This is a genomic window from Staphylococcus sp. GDY8P120P (genome assembly GCF_017892065.1).
In the GTDB taxonomy this organism is placed as follows: Bacteria; Bacillota; Bacilli; order Staphylococcales; family Staphylococcaceae; genus Staphylococcus; species Staphylococcus nepalensis.
Window position 1 is genome coordinate 182,262 of record NZ_JAESKI010000003.1, and the last position, 15,887, is coordinate 198,148.

The 15,887-nt window shown below is 33.2% G+C and carries 11 protein-coding genes; 1 reads left to right on the forward strand and 10 read right to left on the reverse strand.

Annotated elements, in window-relative coordinates; genetic code table 11:
• Window positions 1-2: 2 nt before the first annotated feature.
• Entirely contained in the window at window positions 3-347 is a 345-nt protein-coding gene (gene rbfA / locus KA900_RS03020) for a 30S ribosome-binding factor RbfA (protein ID WP_096810056.1), read from the reverse strand.
• A gap of 673 nt (window positions 348-1,020) precedes the next feature.
• Here rbfA and KA900_RS03025 point away from each other — a divergent pair.
• On the forward strand, window positions 1,021-1,893 hold the full coding sequence (locus tag KA900_RS03025) for an HTH domain-containing protein (protein WP_107644043.1): 873 nt from the start codon (window positions 1,021-1,023) through the stop codon (window positions 1,891-1,893).
• A 73-nt stretch (window positions 1,894-1,966) separates the two neighbouring features.
• Here the strand turns inward: KA900_RS03025 and KA900_RS03030 are convergent, their stop codons facing one another.
• From KA900_RS03030 to rseP, 9 genes are all read right to left on the reverse strand, one after another.
• Window positions 1,967-2,962, reverse strand: a complete 996-nt coding sequence (locus KA900_RS03030; protein WP_210139294.1) for a hypothetical protein — start codon at window positions 2,960-2,962, stop codon at window positions 1,967-1,969.
• A 343-nt stretch (window positions 2,963-3,305) separates the two neighbouring features.
• Window positions 3,306-5,408 carry a translation initiation factor IF-2 gene (infB, locus tag KA900_RS03035; RefSeq protein WP_210139295.1) on the reverse strand — a complete coding sequence of 701 codons (2,103 nt, stop codon included), beginning with the start codon at window positions 5,406-5,408 and terminating at the stop codon, window positions 3,306-3,308.
• 4 nt (window positions 5,409-5,412) lie between these two features.
• A complete protein-coding gene (locus KA900_RS03040) occupies window positions 5,413-5,730 on the reverse strand; it encodes a L7Ae/L30e/S12e/Gadd45 family ribosomal protein (protein ID WP_096810062.1) in 318 nt (105 codons plus the stop codon).
• On the reverse strand, window positions 5,727-6,011 hold the full coding sequence (gene rnpM / locus KA900_RS03045; protein WP_096810063.1) for an RNase P modulator RnpM: 285 nt from the start codon (window positions 6,009-6,011) through the stop codon (window positions 5,727-5,729). Before rnpM ends, KA900_RS03040 begins: the two co-directional genes overlap by 4 nt.
• A 15-nt stretch (window positions 6,012-6,026) precedes the next feature.
• Complete coding sequence (gene nusA / locus KA900_RS03050; RefSeq protein ID WP_096810065.1) at window positions 6,027-7,247, reverse strand: transcription termination factor NusA; 1,221 nt, start codon at window positions 7,245-7,247, stop codon at window positions 6,027-6,029.
• A 23-nt stretch (window positions 7,248-7,270) separates the two neighbouring features.
• Window positions 7,271-7,738 carry a ribosome maturation factor RimP gene (gene rimP / locus KA900_RS03055; RefSeq protein ID WP_096810067.1) on the reverse strand — a complete coding sequence of 156 codons (468 nt, stop codon included), beginning with the start codon at window positions 7,736-7,738 and terminating at the stop codon, window positions 7,271-7,273.
• Window positions 7,739-7,949: 211 nt separating this feature from the next.
• Window positions 7,950-12,260, reverse strand: a complete 4,311-nt coding sequence (locus KA900_RS03060) for a PolC-type DNA polymerase III (RefSeq protein ID WP_103372851.1) — start codon at window positions 12,258-12,260, stop codon at window positions 7,950-7,952.
• Between the two features lie 425 nt (window positions 12,261-12,685).
• On the reverse strand, window positions 12,686-14,386 hold the full coding sequence (locus KA900_RS03065) for a proline--tRNA ligase (RefSeq protein ID WP_210139296.1): 1,701 nt from the start codon (window positions 14,384-14,386) through the stop codon (window positions 12,686-12,688).
• A 15-nt stretch (window positions 14,387-14,401) separates the two neighbouring features.
• Window positions 14,402-15,688: an RIP metalloprotease RseP gene (rseP, locus tag KA900_RS03070; protein WP_115342205.1), complete on the reverse strand. Its 1,287-nt coding sequence runs from the start codon at window positions 15,686-15,688 to the stop codon at window positions 14,402-14,404.
• Window positions 15,689-15,887: the final 199 nt, after the last annotated feature.

Sequence of the window (15,887 nt, forward strand, 5' to 3'; positions counted from 1 at the left end):
TATTAATCATTTTTGTGTAAATCTTGTATCATTCTTTCAATTTTATTTCCGTAATCGATTGATTCATCATACTCAAATTTGATTTCTGGAACAATTCTTAATCTCATTCTTGAACCAATTTCAGATTTTATAAAACCTTTTGCTTTTTCTAAACCTTTAAACGTATCTTCAATTTGTTTGTCATTTCCAAGTACAGTTAAATAAATTGTTGCAATAGATAAATCATTTGTTAATTGCACATCAGTAATGGTTAGAAAACCAATTCTTGGGTCTTTCACTTTATTGTTAACGATATCCATAACTTCTTGTTTCATTTGTTCGCCAACGCGTTCAGCTCTCATATTCATAAATTTCACCTCACATATATCATACTACATGTATACTTCCCTTACTAACAGATTATATGACAGTTTATTTCATACCGTCAAACAAATTTCATTCAATTTTTTATTCATGAAAAATGACATAATGCCATAATTCCCTGTTCTATCCAAATATTTTATTTAATACATTTGTATAAGTGGCTAAAACAAAAACATATTTTTACTATTTTGTTAATCATAATCATTAAAGTATTCTAAAAACAGAATATTGCGATCTGAATCCATTGTATGACACATTAACTTAGGCTAGTTTTATAAAATGACAAAGCGTTTATACCTCTCCCTGTAATTTAAGAATATGATATCAATTTATGCTTTATTTAAACTATATACTGTTAATGGTGTCAGTAATTTTAACATATTTCTTTATTACCTATCGGTTATTATATTTTATAACAACAGTTAGGCACAATTTATATTGCCAAACTGTATTTTAATGAAACATTATTACATTTTCAAGACAATACATATTTCTAAATCGCTAATCAAGCACGTTATTTAAATTTTAAAATTTCTAAAATAATTATAATTATTTTTTATTCACTTAAAATTTTACACGTTATAGAAATGAAACATGTTATAATTTAAGCTAATTAGATATTTGACTGTCTATTAAATTAGTTAGGAGCGTGTATATTTGGATAAACCAGAGAGATTGCTTTATATTTATACTCGTTTGTTAAATGGAAAGAAATTGAGTAAAGAAGAACTAGCACAAAGCCTTAACGTTAACATTAGGTCAATACAAAGAGATTTCAGTGATATAAATAATTTTTTATACGAAGATCAAGAATGGGAAGGATTAAATGGCAGAATCGTTTACGAAAACAATATAGGTCGGCACCGTCTTAGAATTGACCGTTTTAAGTTTAAAAATCACAGAATCCTCAACTTACTGTTTAGAATGAAAAGTTTCACCCCTAATATTCATGAAGATACATATAATTTGATATTAGGATTAAATGCACATTCTAATTTAGCAGAAAAGCTACTGTCTAACACTTTATTAAATCAATTTCATATTAATCGTGAATTAACTGAATCAACCTTAATTTTGAAAATTCAACTCGCTATTGAAAATAATCAAATGATTTCAATCAACGATATAAATCACCAGACATTTAAAGTTATCCCAATCTATACACGATACTTCAATAAACGTTTTTGGGTTACTTATTTATACAATGGCAACATCCACATCCATGATTTAACTTCCATCAATCACGTTTACCAGCATGATGAATCTTTTGATAATAGCGTTTTTATGAAAACCCCAACTGTCACTATAAACATTCACAATTCAATTTGGTCTGAAATAAAATCACAATTTATAATTATGACGGCAAATATAGACGACAATTATGTTAACGCTGAACTTATTATTTCAAAAAAAGAATGCTTTACCCTTGCACTTGAATTTCCTCAATTAATTACCTTATTAAAACCTTCGCAATATGTTGAAGACTTTAAAATTAAATTAAAATCGTTATTTAAAAACTATGATATCTAAAATAGCAAAAGGATGATTTTCATTTTTAAAAAACGAAAATCACCTTTTTCAAGTTGTACAAACTAATATTTAATCAATGAAGCAGTTCAGCTGGACGCTGAATCGCTTTTAGCTTTTGTATAAAATCAGAATTCCCTTGATCACGTTCTATTTTTTGTTGCTTATTCCAATTATAGTAATCCGTTTTACTCAATGTTTCTTTTTTTCTTAGCCGAGTAATATGTTCTTTATAACTTAACACATTGCAGACAGTAATATGCCTATTCTGTTTAGAAGAAAGTACGAATAAATTTTCTACAAGGTATTGATACAATTCGCTATCTGCGAAATTTTTAAATATGGATATAAACAATTCTTCTTCACTAACAATATAAATTCTTGGTTTTTCATCATTAATAATTTTTAACATAAGTCCAAAATTCATTTCTTGTGAGGGTAAATAATGGTTGAATGTTAAAAAATCTTTAGGTAATCCTGCTGTATGCCCTGTTTGATATGGGAAGAAATTCATTACCATTACTCTGTTAGGATTAATCCTAAATTGCTTTAGGATTGATCCATTGCTATATAAATATTTTTCAAACCAACAATGCCTATCCAAGTAGGGGAGAAATATTTTTTGACCATTCATTTTTAATTTACCTTGAATATCACTTAACACTCTGTTGCGATAACGTAATACTACTTCTACTGGTAAGTTCGGATCATTAATTTTAAAATCGTTTTCTGCTTGTTTTTTCAATATAACAATATCTGCTGATTCAGGATTACCAAAGTAAGGTCTAGCTATTGCAGGACTTATTTCTGCATTTTCTTGAACCACGCGTTGTCTGTTTTTATTAATTTTAACTTTTCCATTTGCGTAATCAACCATTTTTTTAAATCTTGGTATCTCACTGAAATTATCCCCAAAATGTTTTTTTAAATATGCTAAATCTTGTGGGTGCAAGAAAGCAGTTGTGTCATTATTTTTTACCATTTTATTTAAGGTATCTAAATCATAAATAGAGTTATATTGAGCCATGTATTCCTGCCAAAATTCATTGATTTCTTTTAAATATTCACTCATAACTTATAACCTCCTATTTATCTTAATTTTAATTAAGTATATAGACAACTAGTGTCTATGTTAAAGGTATTAAGCAATCTCACTATATTTTTTACACTCATTTACAATCATAAAAAGACGGGATTTAAATTTTAATTTTTGAACATTAAATTAGTGATTTGAGAAAATATTGAGTTAATCTCATTTTCAAAAACTGTATTATTAGCATATTATACCTCTTACCCACAAGATAACATATTCAACATAAAAAGACCGTAAGCTAATATAAATTTTTAGCTCACGGTAATTAATCATTTTATAATGAAACTTGTCTTAATTGATATAGCGTGTTTTTGTTTAATAATTATCTTTTGATTTCAACCATTTCAAAGGCTTCAATAATGTCGCCTTCTTTTAAGTCATTATATTTCTCAATTGTAATACCACATTCATAGCCTTGTACTACTTCTTTAGCATCATCTTTGTAACGTTTTAATGTGTCAAGTTCGCCTTCAAATTGCACAATGCCATCACGAATAACACGTACGCCAGCGTTCCTAGTAATTTTACCATCTGTAACATAACTACCAGCAATGGTACCAACTTTTGATACTTTAAATGTTTGACGTACTTCCGCTTGTCCAATGATTTGCTCTTCGTATTCTGGGTCTAACAAGCCTTTCATTGCAGCTTCAATTTCTTCAATTACACTGTAAATTACACGATGTAATCTCATATCTACCCCTTCAGCTTCTGCTGCACGTTTTGCTCCAGAGTCAGGTCTCACATTAAAGCCGATGATAATACCGTTTGAAGCATTTGCTAATGTCACATCTGATTCGTTAATCGCACCAACTGCTGTGTGTATAATACGAACGTTTACGCCCTCTACTTCAATTTTCATTAAGGACGCTGCAAGTGCTTCTACTGAACCTTGAACATCACCTTTAATAATTACGTTTAAATCTTTCATTTCACCCTGTTTCATTTGCTCGAATAGGTTATCTAATGACACGCTCTTACTTTCTTGACGTTGTTGTAATACATTAGCTTCATGACGTGCTTCACCGATACGTCTTGCTTGTTTTTCGTCTTTAAATACAACAAAACGATCGCCTGCTTGAGGCACATCATGAATGCCTGTTATTTCAACCGGTGTAGAAGGGTTTGCTGATTTAATACGTTGCCCTAAATCGTTAACCATTGCACGGATTCTACCGTGAGTGTTACCAACAACTAATGCATCACCGACATGTAATGTACCATTTTGAACTAAAAGTGATGCAGAAGGTCCACGTGATTTATCTAATTCAGCTTCAATCACTGTTCCTACTGCTTTCTTACTTGGGTTAGCTTTTAATTCTTGCATTTCAGAAGTCAATACAATCATTTCTAGTAAATCTTCAATACCTTCACCACTTAATGCAGATAGTGGAACGAAAATTGTATCGCCGCCCCAATCTTCAGGTATTAAACCATACTCTGTTAATTCTTGCATAACACGGTCTGGGTTAGCAGTTGGTTTATCAACCTTATTAACCGCTACTATAGTTGGCACATTAGCTTCTTTAGCATGGTTAATGGCTTCGATTGTTTGTGGCATAACGCCGTCATCCGCCGCTACTACTAAAATTGTGATGTCTGTTACTTGTGCACCACGCGCACGCATCGTTGTAAAAGCTGCGTGTCCTGGTGTATCCAGGAATGTGATTTTCTTGCCATCATTTTCGATTTGATATGCACCAATGTGTTGAGTGATACCACCAGCTTCTGCTGCTGTTACCTTTGTATGACGAATAGAATCTAATAATGTTGTTTTACCGTGGTCAACGTGACCCATAATTGTAACAACTGCAGGTCTTTCTACTGCATCTTCGTCTTCTGTTTCGTCATCAAAGTAAATCGATAAATCTTCTTCATCGATTACAACTTCTTTTTCAATCTCTACGCCATAATCACCAGCGATTAATTCCAAAGTTTCATCATCTAATGATTGGTTAATATTTGCCATTATGCCTAATAAGAATAATTTTTTAATAATTTCTGATGAATCTACATTTATTTTTTCTGCAAGTTCTCCAACAGTTATACCTTCTTGATAAGTAATTTGTGAAGGTATTTCTTTTGGTTCTTCTTGTTTAGTTTGCTTATTCTTTTTATTATTTTTGTTGTTTTTATTATTCTTTTTATTGTTTTTATTATTTTGCTTTTGGTTATTACTAGTGTTGTCTTTTTTATTAGGTTTATTATTTGTCGTTTTTTGTTGGCTTTGACCTTGTTGTTGTGATTTCTCTGATTGTTTAGCTTGTTCAGGTTTATATACTTTATCTAATGCCTTAATTTGGTCGTCTTCTAACGTTTGCATGTGGCTCGTTACCTCAACGTCCATTTTCTTTAATTCATCTATAATATCTCTACTTTTTAATTTTAAATCTTTGGCGTATTCGTAAATTCTTTTTTTACTCATATAGTCACTCCTTACGATATTCATCAATCATTGACACTAGCTTTTTAGCAAAGCCTTGATCAGTGATTCCAATGTTTACTCGTTCTGCTTTACCTAAAGCTTGTCCTAATTCAGCTCTTGTTCCAAATATACGAAATGATATATGGTAACTTTCACATTTGTTCTGAAACATTTTTATTGTGTTTTCAGAAGCATCAGTTGCAATAATTACGAGCTTTAGTCTGTTTTTCTTTAAGTCATTTAAAATGACTGACTCACCTGTTTTAACTTTTCCAGCACGCATTGCTAAACCTAAAAAATTTACGATTTTCTCTAAGGTCATTTAGGTATCTCTTCACGATAAATAAGACGTATAATTTCTTTATACACTGGGTCTAATGTTTCAGCATCAACTTTAAAGTATTTTTCTAAAACACCTTGTTTTTGTGCTTCTTCTACTAATTTAACATCTTTTGATACATAAGCACCACGCCCTTGTTGTTTTCCAGTAGCATCAGCAAAAATTTTGCCTTCTTTATTAATAACAACTCGTATCATATCTTTTTTAGGATGCATTTCATTTGAAAGTATACATTTACGCATTGGAATCTTTTTCTTTTTCATAAAGCTCACTCCAAATTATTTTTCAGTGTCTTCTTCAGAAATTACATCAGCATCATCTTTTACTTCTGTTTCTGATTCAGCTGTTGTATCGAATGCTTCTGGATCAGCATTGTATGTTTTTAAATCATTATCTTCAGTTTCATCAGTGTTTTCGTTTTCCGCTATTTCTTCTGATTCCTCTGATGGATAAACACCTGCAGCTCTAGCGTCTGTTTCTGATTTAATATCAATTTTCCAACCAGTTAATTTAGCAGCTAAGCGCGCATTTTGGCCACGTTTGCCAATCGCTAATGATAACTGATAATCTGGCACAACTACAACAGTTGATTGATTTGCTTCATCAACAATAACTTGTAAAACTTGAGATGGACTTAACGCATTTTTCACGAATACTTTTGGATCTTCGTTCCATTGAACGATATCAATTTTTTCGCCACCGAGTTCTTCTACAACCGCTTCAACACGAGAACCTTTAGCACCTACACACGCGCCCACAGCATCTATATCTGGGTTGTCAGAATGTACGCTGATTTTAGAACGATCGCCAGCCTCACGGGCAACAGATTTAACAATTACTGTGCCATCAAAAATTTCCGGGACTTCTTGTTCAAATAAGCGTTTTAATAATCCTGGATGACTGCGTGAAACATAAATTTGCGGCCCTTTTGTTGTTTGTTCTACTTTATTTACATATACTCTGATTCTTTCGTTAGGGATGTAACTATCATTAGGGCTTCTTTCAGCTTCAGACAATACTGCCTCTGTACGTCCTAAATTTACATAAACATAACGATGGTCAACTCTATCTATTAACCCATTAACAATATCGTCTTCTTTATCGATAAATTCATCGTATAATATTTCGCGCTCAGCGTCACGTAAACGTTGCATTACAGCTTGTTTAGCAGCTTGTGCACCTACGCGACCAAAATCATTAGGCGTTACATCTTCTTCATAAACATCGCCCACTTCATAAGCTGGATTTTTAACTAAAGCTGTGCTTAAGTCAATTTCTTCTCTATTATCCATCACTTCTTCTACAACTTGTTTACGCGCGATAACATGGAAAGTACCTTCATCCATGTTTAATTCTACACGAACGCTTCTTGCACTATCGTAATTTTTTTTATAAGCAGTAATTAGTGCTGCTTCAATTGCATCAATTAAAACTTCTCTTGGAATCTTTTTTTCTTTTTCTAAATATTCTGTAGCTAATAATAATTCATTACTTGACACGGCTTATCATCCTCCTCATCACATTAAAGCATTACAGCATGACGTGCTTTAGCGATTTTATTTCTTGGAATTTCAACTTGCTTTGTTTTTGACTTTTCTTTAACTTCCATAGTAATCGTTTCACTTGTTACCTCTTTTAAAATACCTAACCACTCTTTCCCACCTTCAATTGGCGCATATAAAGAAACAAAAACGGGTTTTGAAACGGCATTTTGGAAATCTTTTTCTTTTTTTATAGGTCTTTCGGCACCTGGAGAAGCCACATCTAAGTAATACATTTCCTGAATAGGATCTTCTGCATCCATCATTTCACTGATTTTTTCAGATGCTAAGGCGCAATCATTTAAATCGACGCCACCTTCTTTATCAATAGATACTCTCAAGAAGCGATCCTTACCTTCTTTTGTGTATTCGACTTCTACTAATTCAAAATTTAAGTCGTCAAGGACGGGTTGAATGATTGATTCAACTTGCTCAGTTACTTTACTCATACTGACCTCCTTTTTTGGCAAATAGAAAAGAGCGGGTATAACGCCCACTCTTCCTGCCTGAGTCTAATTTTTTAAGCAACATTATTATACCATATGTTTATTTTCTATACAAACAACTATATCTTTTCACATATGGGATGATAGCTAAACATCACACGGCTTTCCTTTAAACTTGCATTTAATACTTAAATACCATTTATTACTTGCACTGTTACATATCAAATATAGATAATTGTGCTTTATCTGGTAAGTTTGGTAATGAACCTAGTTCATCTAAATATTCAATAACTTTTTGTGATAAACCAGCTTTTTTATTCAAATCTTCCTTAGATAAAAATGGACCTTCTTCACGTGCTTCAACAATTCTTTTCGCAACGTTTTCACCTAATCCAGGCACAGATATAAATGGTGGGATCAAACTATCATCTTCAATTATAAAATCAAACGCTTTACTTTTTTCTAAGCTGATTGGCTGCATACGGTAACCACGTTGAGCCATTTCATTCATGATTTCTAGTACAGTTAAAGTATCTTTTTCTTTTTTAGCTAAATCCATATAACGTGAATACATATCATTTACAGTGTTTCTGATGCCGTCTTTATCTTTAATCATTGATAATAAATCAAAATCAGATGCACGAACTGTAAAATAGCTAGCATAATAATAAAGTGGATAGTGCACTTTGAAATAAGCGATACGTACTGCCATTAGTACGTAAGCTGCAGCATGGGCTTTAGGGAACATGTATTTAATTTTTCTACATGAATCTAAATACCAATCTGGCACTTCATTGTCTACCATTGCTTCTACCATATCATCGGTAAGGCCTCTACCTTTACGAACAAACTCCATAGTCTTAAATGCTAATGAAGGCTCCAAGCCATTATACATTAAATAAACCATAATATCGTCACGACAACAAATTACACTCGATAAGTCACAAGTACCTGAACGAATTAAATCTTGCGCATTACCTAGCCACACATCTGTACCATGTGACAAACCAGAAATCCTAACTAATTCTGAAAAAGTCGTCGGTTTCGTATCTTCCAACATTTGTCGCACAAACCCTGTACCAAACTCAGGCACGCCAAAAGTGCCTGTTTTACATAAAATTTGTTCTGAGGTCACGCCTAATGGTTCTGGAGAACTAAAGATACCCATTGTTTCTTTATCATCAACAGGGATTGTTTTAGGATCGATACCAGATAAATCTTGTAACATACGAATCATCGTTGGGTCATCGTGACCTAAAATATCAAGTTTTAGGACATTATCATGTATTGAGTGGAAGTCAAAATGTGTTGTCATCCACGCAGATGATTGATCATCTGCTGGAAATTGAACGGGTGTAAAGTCGTAAATATCCATATAGTCTGGAACAACGATAATGCCCCCTGGATGCTGTCCAGTCGTACGTTTGACACCAGTACACCCTTTAACTAATCTATCTACTTCGGCTCCTCTTTTATGAATACCTTGGTCGTTTAAAAAGCCTTTTACAAAACCAAATGCTGTTTTTTCTGCCACTGTGCCTATCGTACCAGCACGGAACACTTTATCTTCACCAAACAATACTTTTGTATAGTTATGCGCTTCAGGTTGATATTCACCACTAAAGTTTAAGTCAATATCAGGTACTTTATCACCTTTGAAACCTAAGAATGTTTCGAATGGGATGTCTTGTCCTTCTTTAATTAAATCACAACCACATGTTCCACACTTTTTATCTGGTAAATCAAAACCAGAACCGACCGAACCGTCATTGAAAAATTCACTTTGTTTACACTGTGGGCAAATATAGTGAGGCGGTAGTGGGTTAACTTCAGTAATTTCAGTCATCGTCGCTACAAAGCTTGAACCGACTGAACCACGGGAACCTACTAAATAACCATCGTCTAATGATTTTTTCACAAGTCTTTGTGATATTAAATAAATCACAGAGAAGCCATTCCCGATAATACTTTCTAATTCTTTTTCTAATCGGTCGATGACAATTTGAGGCAAGTCTTCACCGTATAAAGCTCTGGCGTTTGAATAACTCATCTCTCGAATTTCATCGTTGGCACCTTCCATACGTGGTGTATACAATTCATCTTTGATTGGCACAACACGTTCGATGCGGTCAGCTAATTCATTTGTATTTTTAATGACTAATTCATATGCTTTTTCTTCACCTAAGAAATGTAATTCATCTAACATTTCATCTGTGGTTCTAAAATGCGCCTCAGGTAATGTACTACGATTTAAAGGGTTACCAGGCTGGGATGCGATTAAAATTTTACGTGCAATAGCATCATGCTCATTTAAATAATGTGCATTACCCGTAGCAATCACCGGAATATTATTTGCGTCACCAGCTTGGATTAAACGGTCATATATTTCATGCAATGTTTTATTATCTCTAACCAGTTCTCTATCTATTAAGTCTTGGTACAATGCTGGTGGCTGAACTTCAATAAAATCATAATATTTAGCTATTCTCTCAACTTGTGACTGATCTTTTTGCATAACTGCGGTGAAAACTTCTCCTTCATCACATGCTGAGCCAACAAGAATACCTTCACGATACTCATCTAAAAGTGAACGTGGAATTCTTGGCGTTCTATAATAATATTTAACGAGCGATGCACTCACTATTTTAAATAAATTCTTGAGTCCCTGTTGGTTTTGAACGATAAGTGTTACATGGTTAGGGCGAGCTCGTTTATATGCATCTTCATTAGATAAAGAGGTGTTGATATCTTGATGATTAGAAACTTCTGCTTCTTCTAATTGTTTTAGCATTTTAATAAAAATGTAAGCTGTAGCTTCTGTATCATAAATCGCTCTATGGTGTTGTGTTAATTCTACACCATATTTTTTAGCTAAGAAGTTTAGGCCATGTTTACCATACTCTGTATTGATCGTTCTTGATAATTCCAACGTATCAATCACACCGTTAGTTGAGGCGCCTAGATCAGCTTTTTCATAACCTGTGTCGATAAAGCCCATATCAAATGAAGCATTATGGGCTACAAAGATGGCATCTCCAACCCATTCTTTAAATTCTGTGAGTACTGTTTCAATTTCAGGAGCATCTACTAACATATCATCAGAAATATGCGTTAAATTTTTAATTGTTTCAGATAATCGTTCATGTGGATTACTGAAACGTTCAAATTTATCAATGATTTCTCCCTCTTTCACTTTAACAGCTGCAAGTTCAATAATTTTATCGTATTGGTTAGATAAACCTGTTGTCTCAACGTCAAACACAACATATGTTGCAGTTTTTAAGTCTATATCCTGTGGCTTATAAGCGATAGGTACACCATCATCTACCAACATACCTTCCATGCCATAAATCATTTTAATACCATTTTTTTCTGCAGCAGCATGCGCATCTGGAAATGCTTGTACAACGTTATGATCAGTAACTGCTATAGCTTTATGACCCCATTTTGCAGCTTGATCTACATATGCACTTATATTAGGTATGCCGTCCATCTGGCTCATCGAAGAATGTAAATGGAATTCAACACGTTTTTCTTCAGCTTTATCTTGTTTAACTGCTTTCTTGATTTCTTCAATATCAGACATCATCATTACTAAGTCACGCACAAAAGAATCTTCTTCTATTCGACCTTGAGCGCGAACCCATTTACCTACACTTAAAGCTTTAAAATGCGCTAAATCGTCTTTGTTTTTTCTAGTAAACATTTTTAGCACTAAAGAATCTGTATAGTCTGTAACTTTCAACTCTACAATATGGCGTCCACTTTTTAGTTCTTTTAAGTTGATATCAAAGATAACACCTTCTACTGCAACTTTAAATTCTTCTTCTATGATGGATTCAATAGGTTTTACATTTTCTATTTGAATTGGTTTTCCAATTTGACATTTAGCGACAGTGCTTTCGTTATTATCTTGTTGTTTTGCTTTTTCAGCTTTCATTTTTTCTAATTTCTCTGTAGCTTCACGTGCGCTTTGCTCATCTTCTTGTTGAATATGAGCTTCGAGTGATGCTAAATCGTCACCGTTAGATGCATTATCTGTTTCAAATAATATTCTACTAATAGCAAATCCACATTGTTGAAAGGCTTTAATCAAACTGCCATTACAAGCTTTGTCAAAGTGATCACGTTCTATATCATTTTGACACATAACTTTGATGACATCTCCTGACATAATCAAACGTTTTTGTTTAAGTTGCCCTTTTACTTTTGGTGATAATTTAGTTTGATCAATACAGTGGCTAAAGTATTTCATTGCATATTCATCTTGATTCGCCTTATTCGTTATCGTGAAATTGCAATCTACTTTAGCTATTGTTTTAAATTCTTCAGTGATTGCATGTTTGAATAATAGATAATCTTCTATAGATAAAAAGTATGGAAATGTTATCTGAAATACCCAAGTTCGGTCGGTCGTTTTAACATCTACACGTGTTAATTCACTTTGTTCTAAAATTTCTGGGTCCAAATGGTCTGCAATTTTTATTTGGTCAGCTAGGATTTTAAATTTTTCCTGATTTGTCATTGACAAGACGATAACCACCTTACTAATAATTACACTACGTTTCCTGTTTTTAATATTCACTTTAAATATCAGCAAATATCGGCGTATGTATTTTTTACATTCTCTATAATATAACGGAAAAGATTGGATTTCTAATACTTAAACTTAAACTATATACCATTATAATAAATAATAACAAATGGGAGCGAGATTGAAATCAAAATTTCTAAATTGATTTCGTATTCCCGCCCCCCTGATTCGTTAGCCGTGTTCACAAATTTTTTGGCCAAAATTAACTTTAAATCAGTCAGTAATCACGTCATATTTTCATATATTTTTAATACATGAACGCCACGCCAGATATACTGGATGAATCATTGTTAGTTGTTTATTTATATGTCTATTTAGTGTAGTAACTTTTCCAATAAACATCATATATCTTTGTATTATAAATTCTTATATAATTCATTGACATAATGACTTAAATTATCTATTTGGACATCTTCACTTTCACCTGAATCCCGACGCTTAACTTCAACGACACCTTCAGCTGCGTTTTTACCGACAACTACTCGAATTGGTAAACCAATTAAATCTGCATCATTAAACTTAACACCTGCACGTTCTTTTCGGTCATCATAAAGCACATCACAATTCTCTTTTAATTGTGCGTACAATTGATCGCCTAATTCACGTTGCTCCTCTTTTTTAGGGTTGATTGTAATCAAATGTAAATCAAAAGGTGTCACAGATTTTGGCCAGATTATTCCATTGTCATCGTTATTTTGCTCTACAATAGCACTTAGCGTTCTAGAAATACCTACGCCATAACACCCCATTAATAATGGTTTGGCCTTGCCTTGGTTATCTAAAAATGTAGCGTTCATTGCTTCGGAATATTTAGTGCCAAGTTTAAATACTTGCCCAACTTCTATGCCTTCTGCAAAGTTAGCAACACCAGATCCGTCTGCTAGCTGTTCACCTTCTAAAATAAATCTAAAATCACCATAAGCATCTATTTCAAAATCGCGACCAACATTAGCGTTTAATAAATGGTAACCATCCTCATTTGCACCTACAACCATGTTATTTAAATCTTTTATAAAATGATCTGCATAGATTTTGATATCCTTGTCAAAAACTGGTCCAAGTGAACCTGGTGAAGCACCTAATAGATTTTTTATTTCATCTTCAGTAGCTAATTGAATATGATCTGTTTCAAAATATGCTTTTAATTTAACGTCATTAATTTCATGATGACCACGAACGAGTATCATAATAAATTCACCATCAACATTAAATACCATAGACTTGATAATCTCATCCAATGGTTTGTTTAAAAATGTGGCTAATTCTTGCGCAGTATGAACTTGAGGCGTTTCTATTTTTGTTAATTCAGCAATTTCAACATGTTTCTCATTTGGATGATAAATGACTTCTGCTTTTTCAATATTAGCAGCATAGTCACTATTTTCGCTGTATACGATTGTATCTTCACCAATTTCACTTAATGCCATAAACTCGTGCGTATGGCTGCCACCAATTGCTCCAGAATCAGCAACCACCGGACGAGCGTTGATACCAACACGTTTAAATATACGCACGTAAGCATTGTACATATCTTGATATGTTTCATCTAACGATGTCTCATCTGCATGAAATGAATAAGCGTCTTTCATGATAAATTCACGACCACGAAGTAAACCAAAACGTGGACGTTTTTCATCTCTATATTTAGATTGTATTTGGAATAATGTAAGTGGTAATTGTTTATATGATTTAAGTTCATCTCTTACAACAGAAGTCACAAGCTCTTCATGTGTTGGTCCAAGCGCGAATTCACGGCCATGACGATCTTGCAAACGCATTAATTCTGGGCCATATGCATCCCAACGACCTGATTCTTCCCATAGCTCTGCTTTTTGTAATGCTGGCATTAAAATTTCAACAGCATCGATGCGTTCCATTTCTTCTCTTACAATCGTTTCAATATGATTTAAAACCTTTGTAGCAAGTGGTAAATAACTATAAATTCCACTTGTGCTTTGTTTAATCAAACCTGCTTTTAACAGAAGTCGATGACTTAAAGCTTCAGCAGCAGCTGGTACTTCTTTCATCGTTGGTATAAATACTTTAGATTGTTTCATTTAAATGCTCTCCTTTTATAAGAAATAACGTTGAATATCATTCCATGTAACTAATACCATAACAATTAATACAAATACTGCACCTATAGCAATAATCGTAGTTTCAGCTTTTTTGTTAAGTGGTTTTCTGAAAATAGCTTCATAAATAACAAATAAGATACGACCGCCATCCAGTGCTGGAATTGGTAATAAGTTCATTAAACCTAAATTCACACTTAGTAATGCAGTCCAAGAAATTAAATTAATAATACCAGTCTTAACTACAGAGTCGACAGTGTGATAAATTCCAACTGGTCCATTGAGCATGTCGAAAGAGAATTGACCCGTAAAAATACTCGCAATCATACTTAAAATCGCAGTAAATATCAATTTTCCTGCTTCTAACGAACGCTCTACGCCCGACACAATCGGTTTAAATAACGTGTGTTCAGTTGTTGCAGTATAACCTAATAAATATTTGGTTTCTGAATGTGTTTTGGTAAGTTTTTGTTCTACCTTTTTAGGTTTCACTTGTAATGTTTCTGTTTTACCATCACGTTCTACTTTTATTTGCGTATTGTTGTTTTTTATCTGTGATACTGCATTATCAATATCAGATTTACTATCGATAGAATGATGATCGATTTTTACAATCTTGTCTCCCGATTGCAAACCTGCTTGAGCTGCTGGCGTATCTTTGGCTACTTCGTCAACTGTATTCGTTGGCGTTCCTTGGTAATAAGCCAAGCCAATAAATAATACTAATGTAAGCAAGAAATTAAACAACGGACCCGCAAATAACGTCAAGAATTTTTGATAAGGTTTTTTGTGTGTAAATTGACGATTTCTTGGCGCAATTTGAATTAAGCTACCATTTTCTACAAAATAAGCTTTATTCGCTATATGGTAACGATGTCTTTCTTGATCATATGCCGTTACACCTTCAATAAATAAATCTTCTTTAAAATCACATTGTTTTACTTCAATTGCTTCGATTTGTTGAAATTTATGTTGGTCGTCTAGAATGATATGTGTAATCTCATCTTTATCATTTAGCTTTATTTTAACATGCATGCCCGGTTGAACGGGAGGTTCTTCCAATCCATCTCCTGCCATTCGTACGTAACCCCCAACAGGCAGCAAACGGATGGTATATAGCGTTTCATTTTTCCTGAAACTAAAAATTTTAGGCCCCATCCCAATTGCAAATTCTGGGCACATGATGCCAGCTCTTTTAGCAAAAAACATATGACCGTATTCATGAACTGTTACAAGAATACCGAAGACGATTATAAAAGAAATGATTGTCACTAGAAAACTCAAATTGATACACCTCATATTTTCCGAAAAATTGTTCCATTATTTGTAATTTATTATAATCTATAGAGCGATATATTACTTTTGATTATAAAATTATAACATAACAGTACTAACTGATACACATAACTTGAAACAGTATTAAGAAAATAATACTGCTTTTGTGACATAAATACTTTATATTATCTTTGTTTGTGAAAAGGAG

Bases quoted from the DNA above. Each gene is read 5' to 3' on its own strand.
- rimP (WP_096810067.1), bottom strand. From the start codon at position 7,738: ATGAGTAAAGTAACTGAGCAAGTTGAATCAATCATTCAACCCGTCCTT.
- rbfA (WP_096810056.1), bottom strand. From the start codon at position 347: ATGAATATGAGAGCTGAACGCGTTGGCGAACAAATGAAACAAGAAGTT.
- infB (WP_210139295.1), bottom strand. From the start codon at position 5,408: ATGAGTAAAAAAAGAATTTACGAATACGCCAAAGATTTAAAATTAAAA.
- KA900_RS03030 (WP_210139294.1), bottom strand. From the start codon at position 2,962: ATGAGTGAATATTTAAAAGAAATCAATGAATTTTGGCAGGAATACATG.
- KA900_RS03065 (WP_210139296.1), bottom strand. From the start codon at position 14,386: ATGAAACAATCTAAAGTATTTATACCAACGATGAAAGAAGTACCAGCT.
- KA900_RS03060 (WP_103372851.1), bottom strand. From the start codon at position 12,260: ATGACAAATCAGGAAAAATTTAAAATCCTAGCTGACCAAATAAAAATT.
- KA900_RS03040 (WP_096810062.1), bottom strand. From the start codon at position 5,730: ATGACCTTAGAGAAAATCGTAAATTTTTTAGGTTTAGCAATGCGTGCT.
- rnpM (WP_096810063.1), bottom strand. From the start codon at position 6,011: ATGAAAAAGAAAAAGATTCCAATGCGTAAATGTATACTTTCAAATGAA.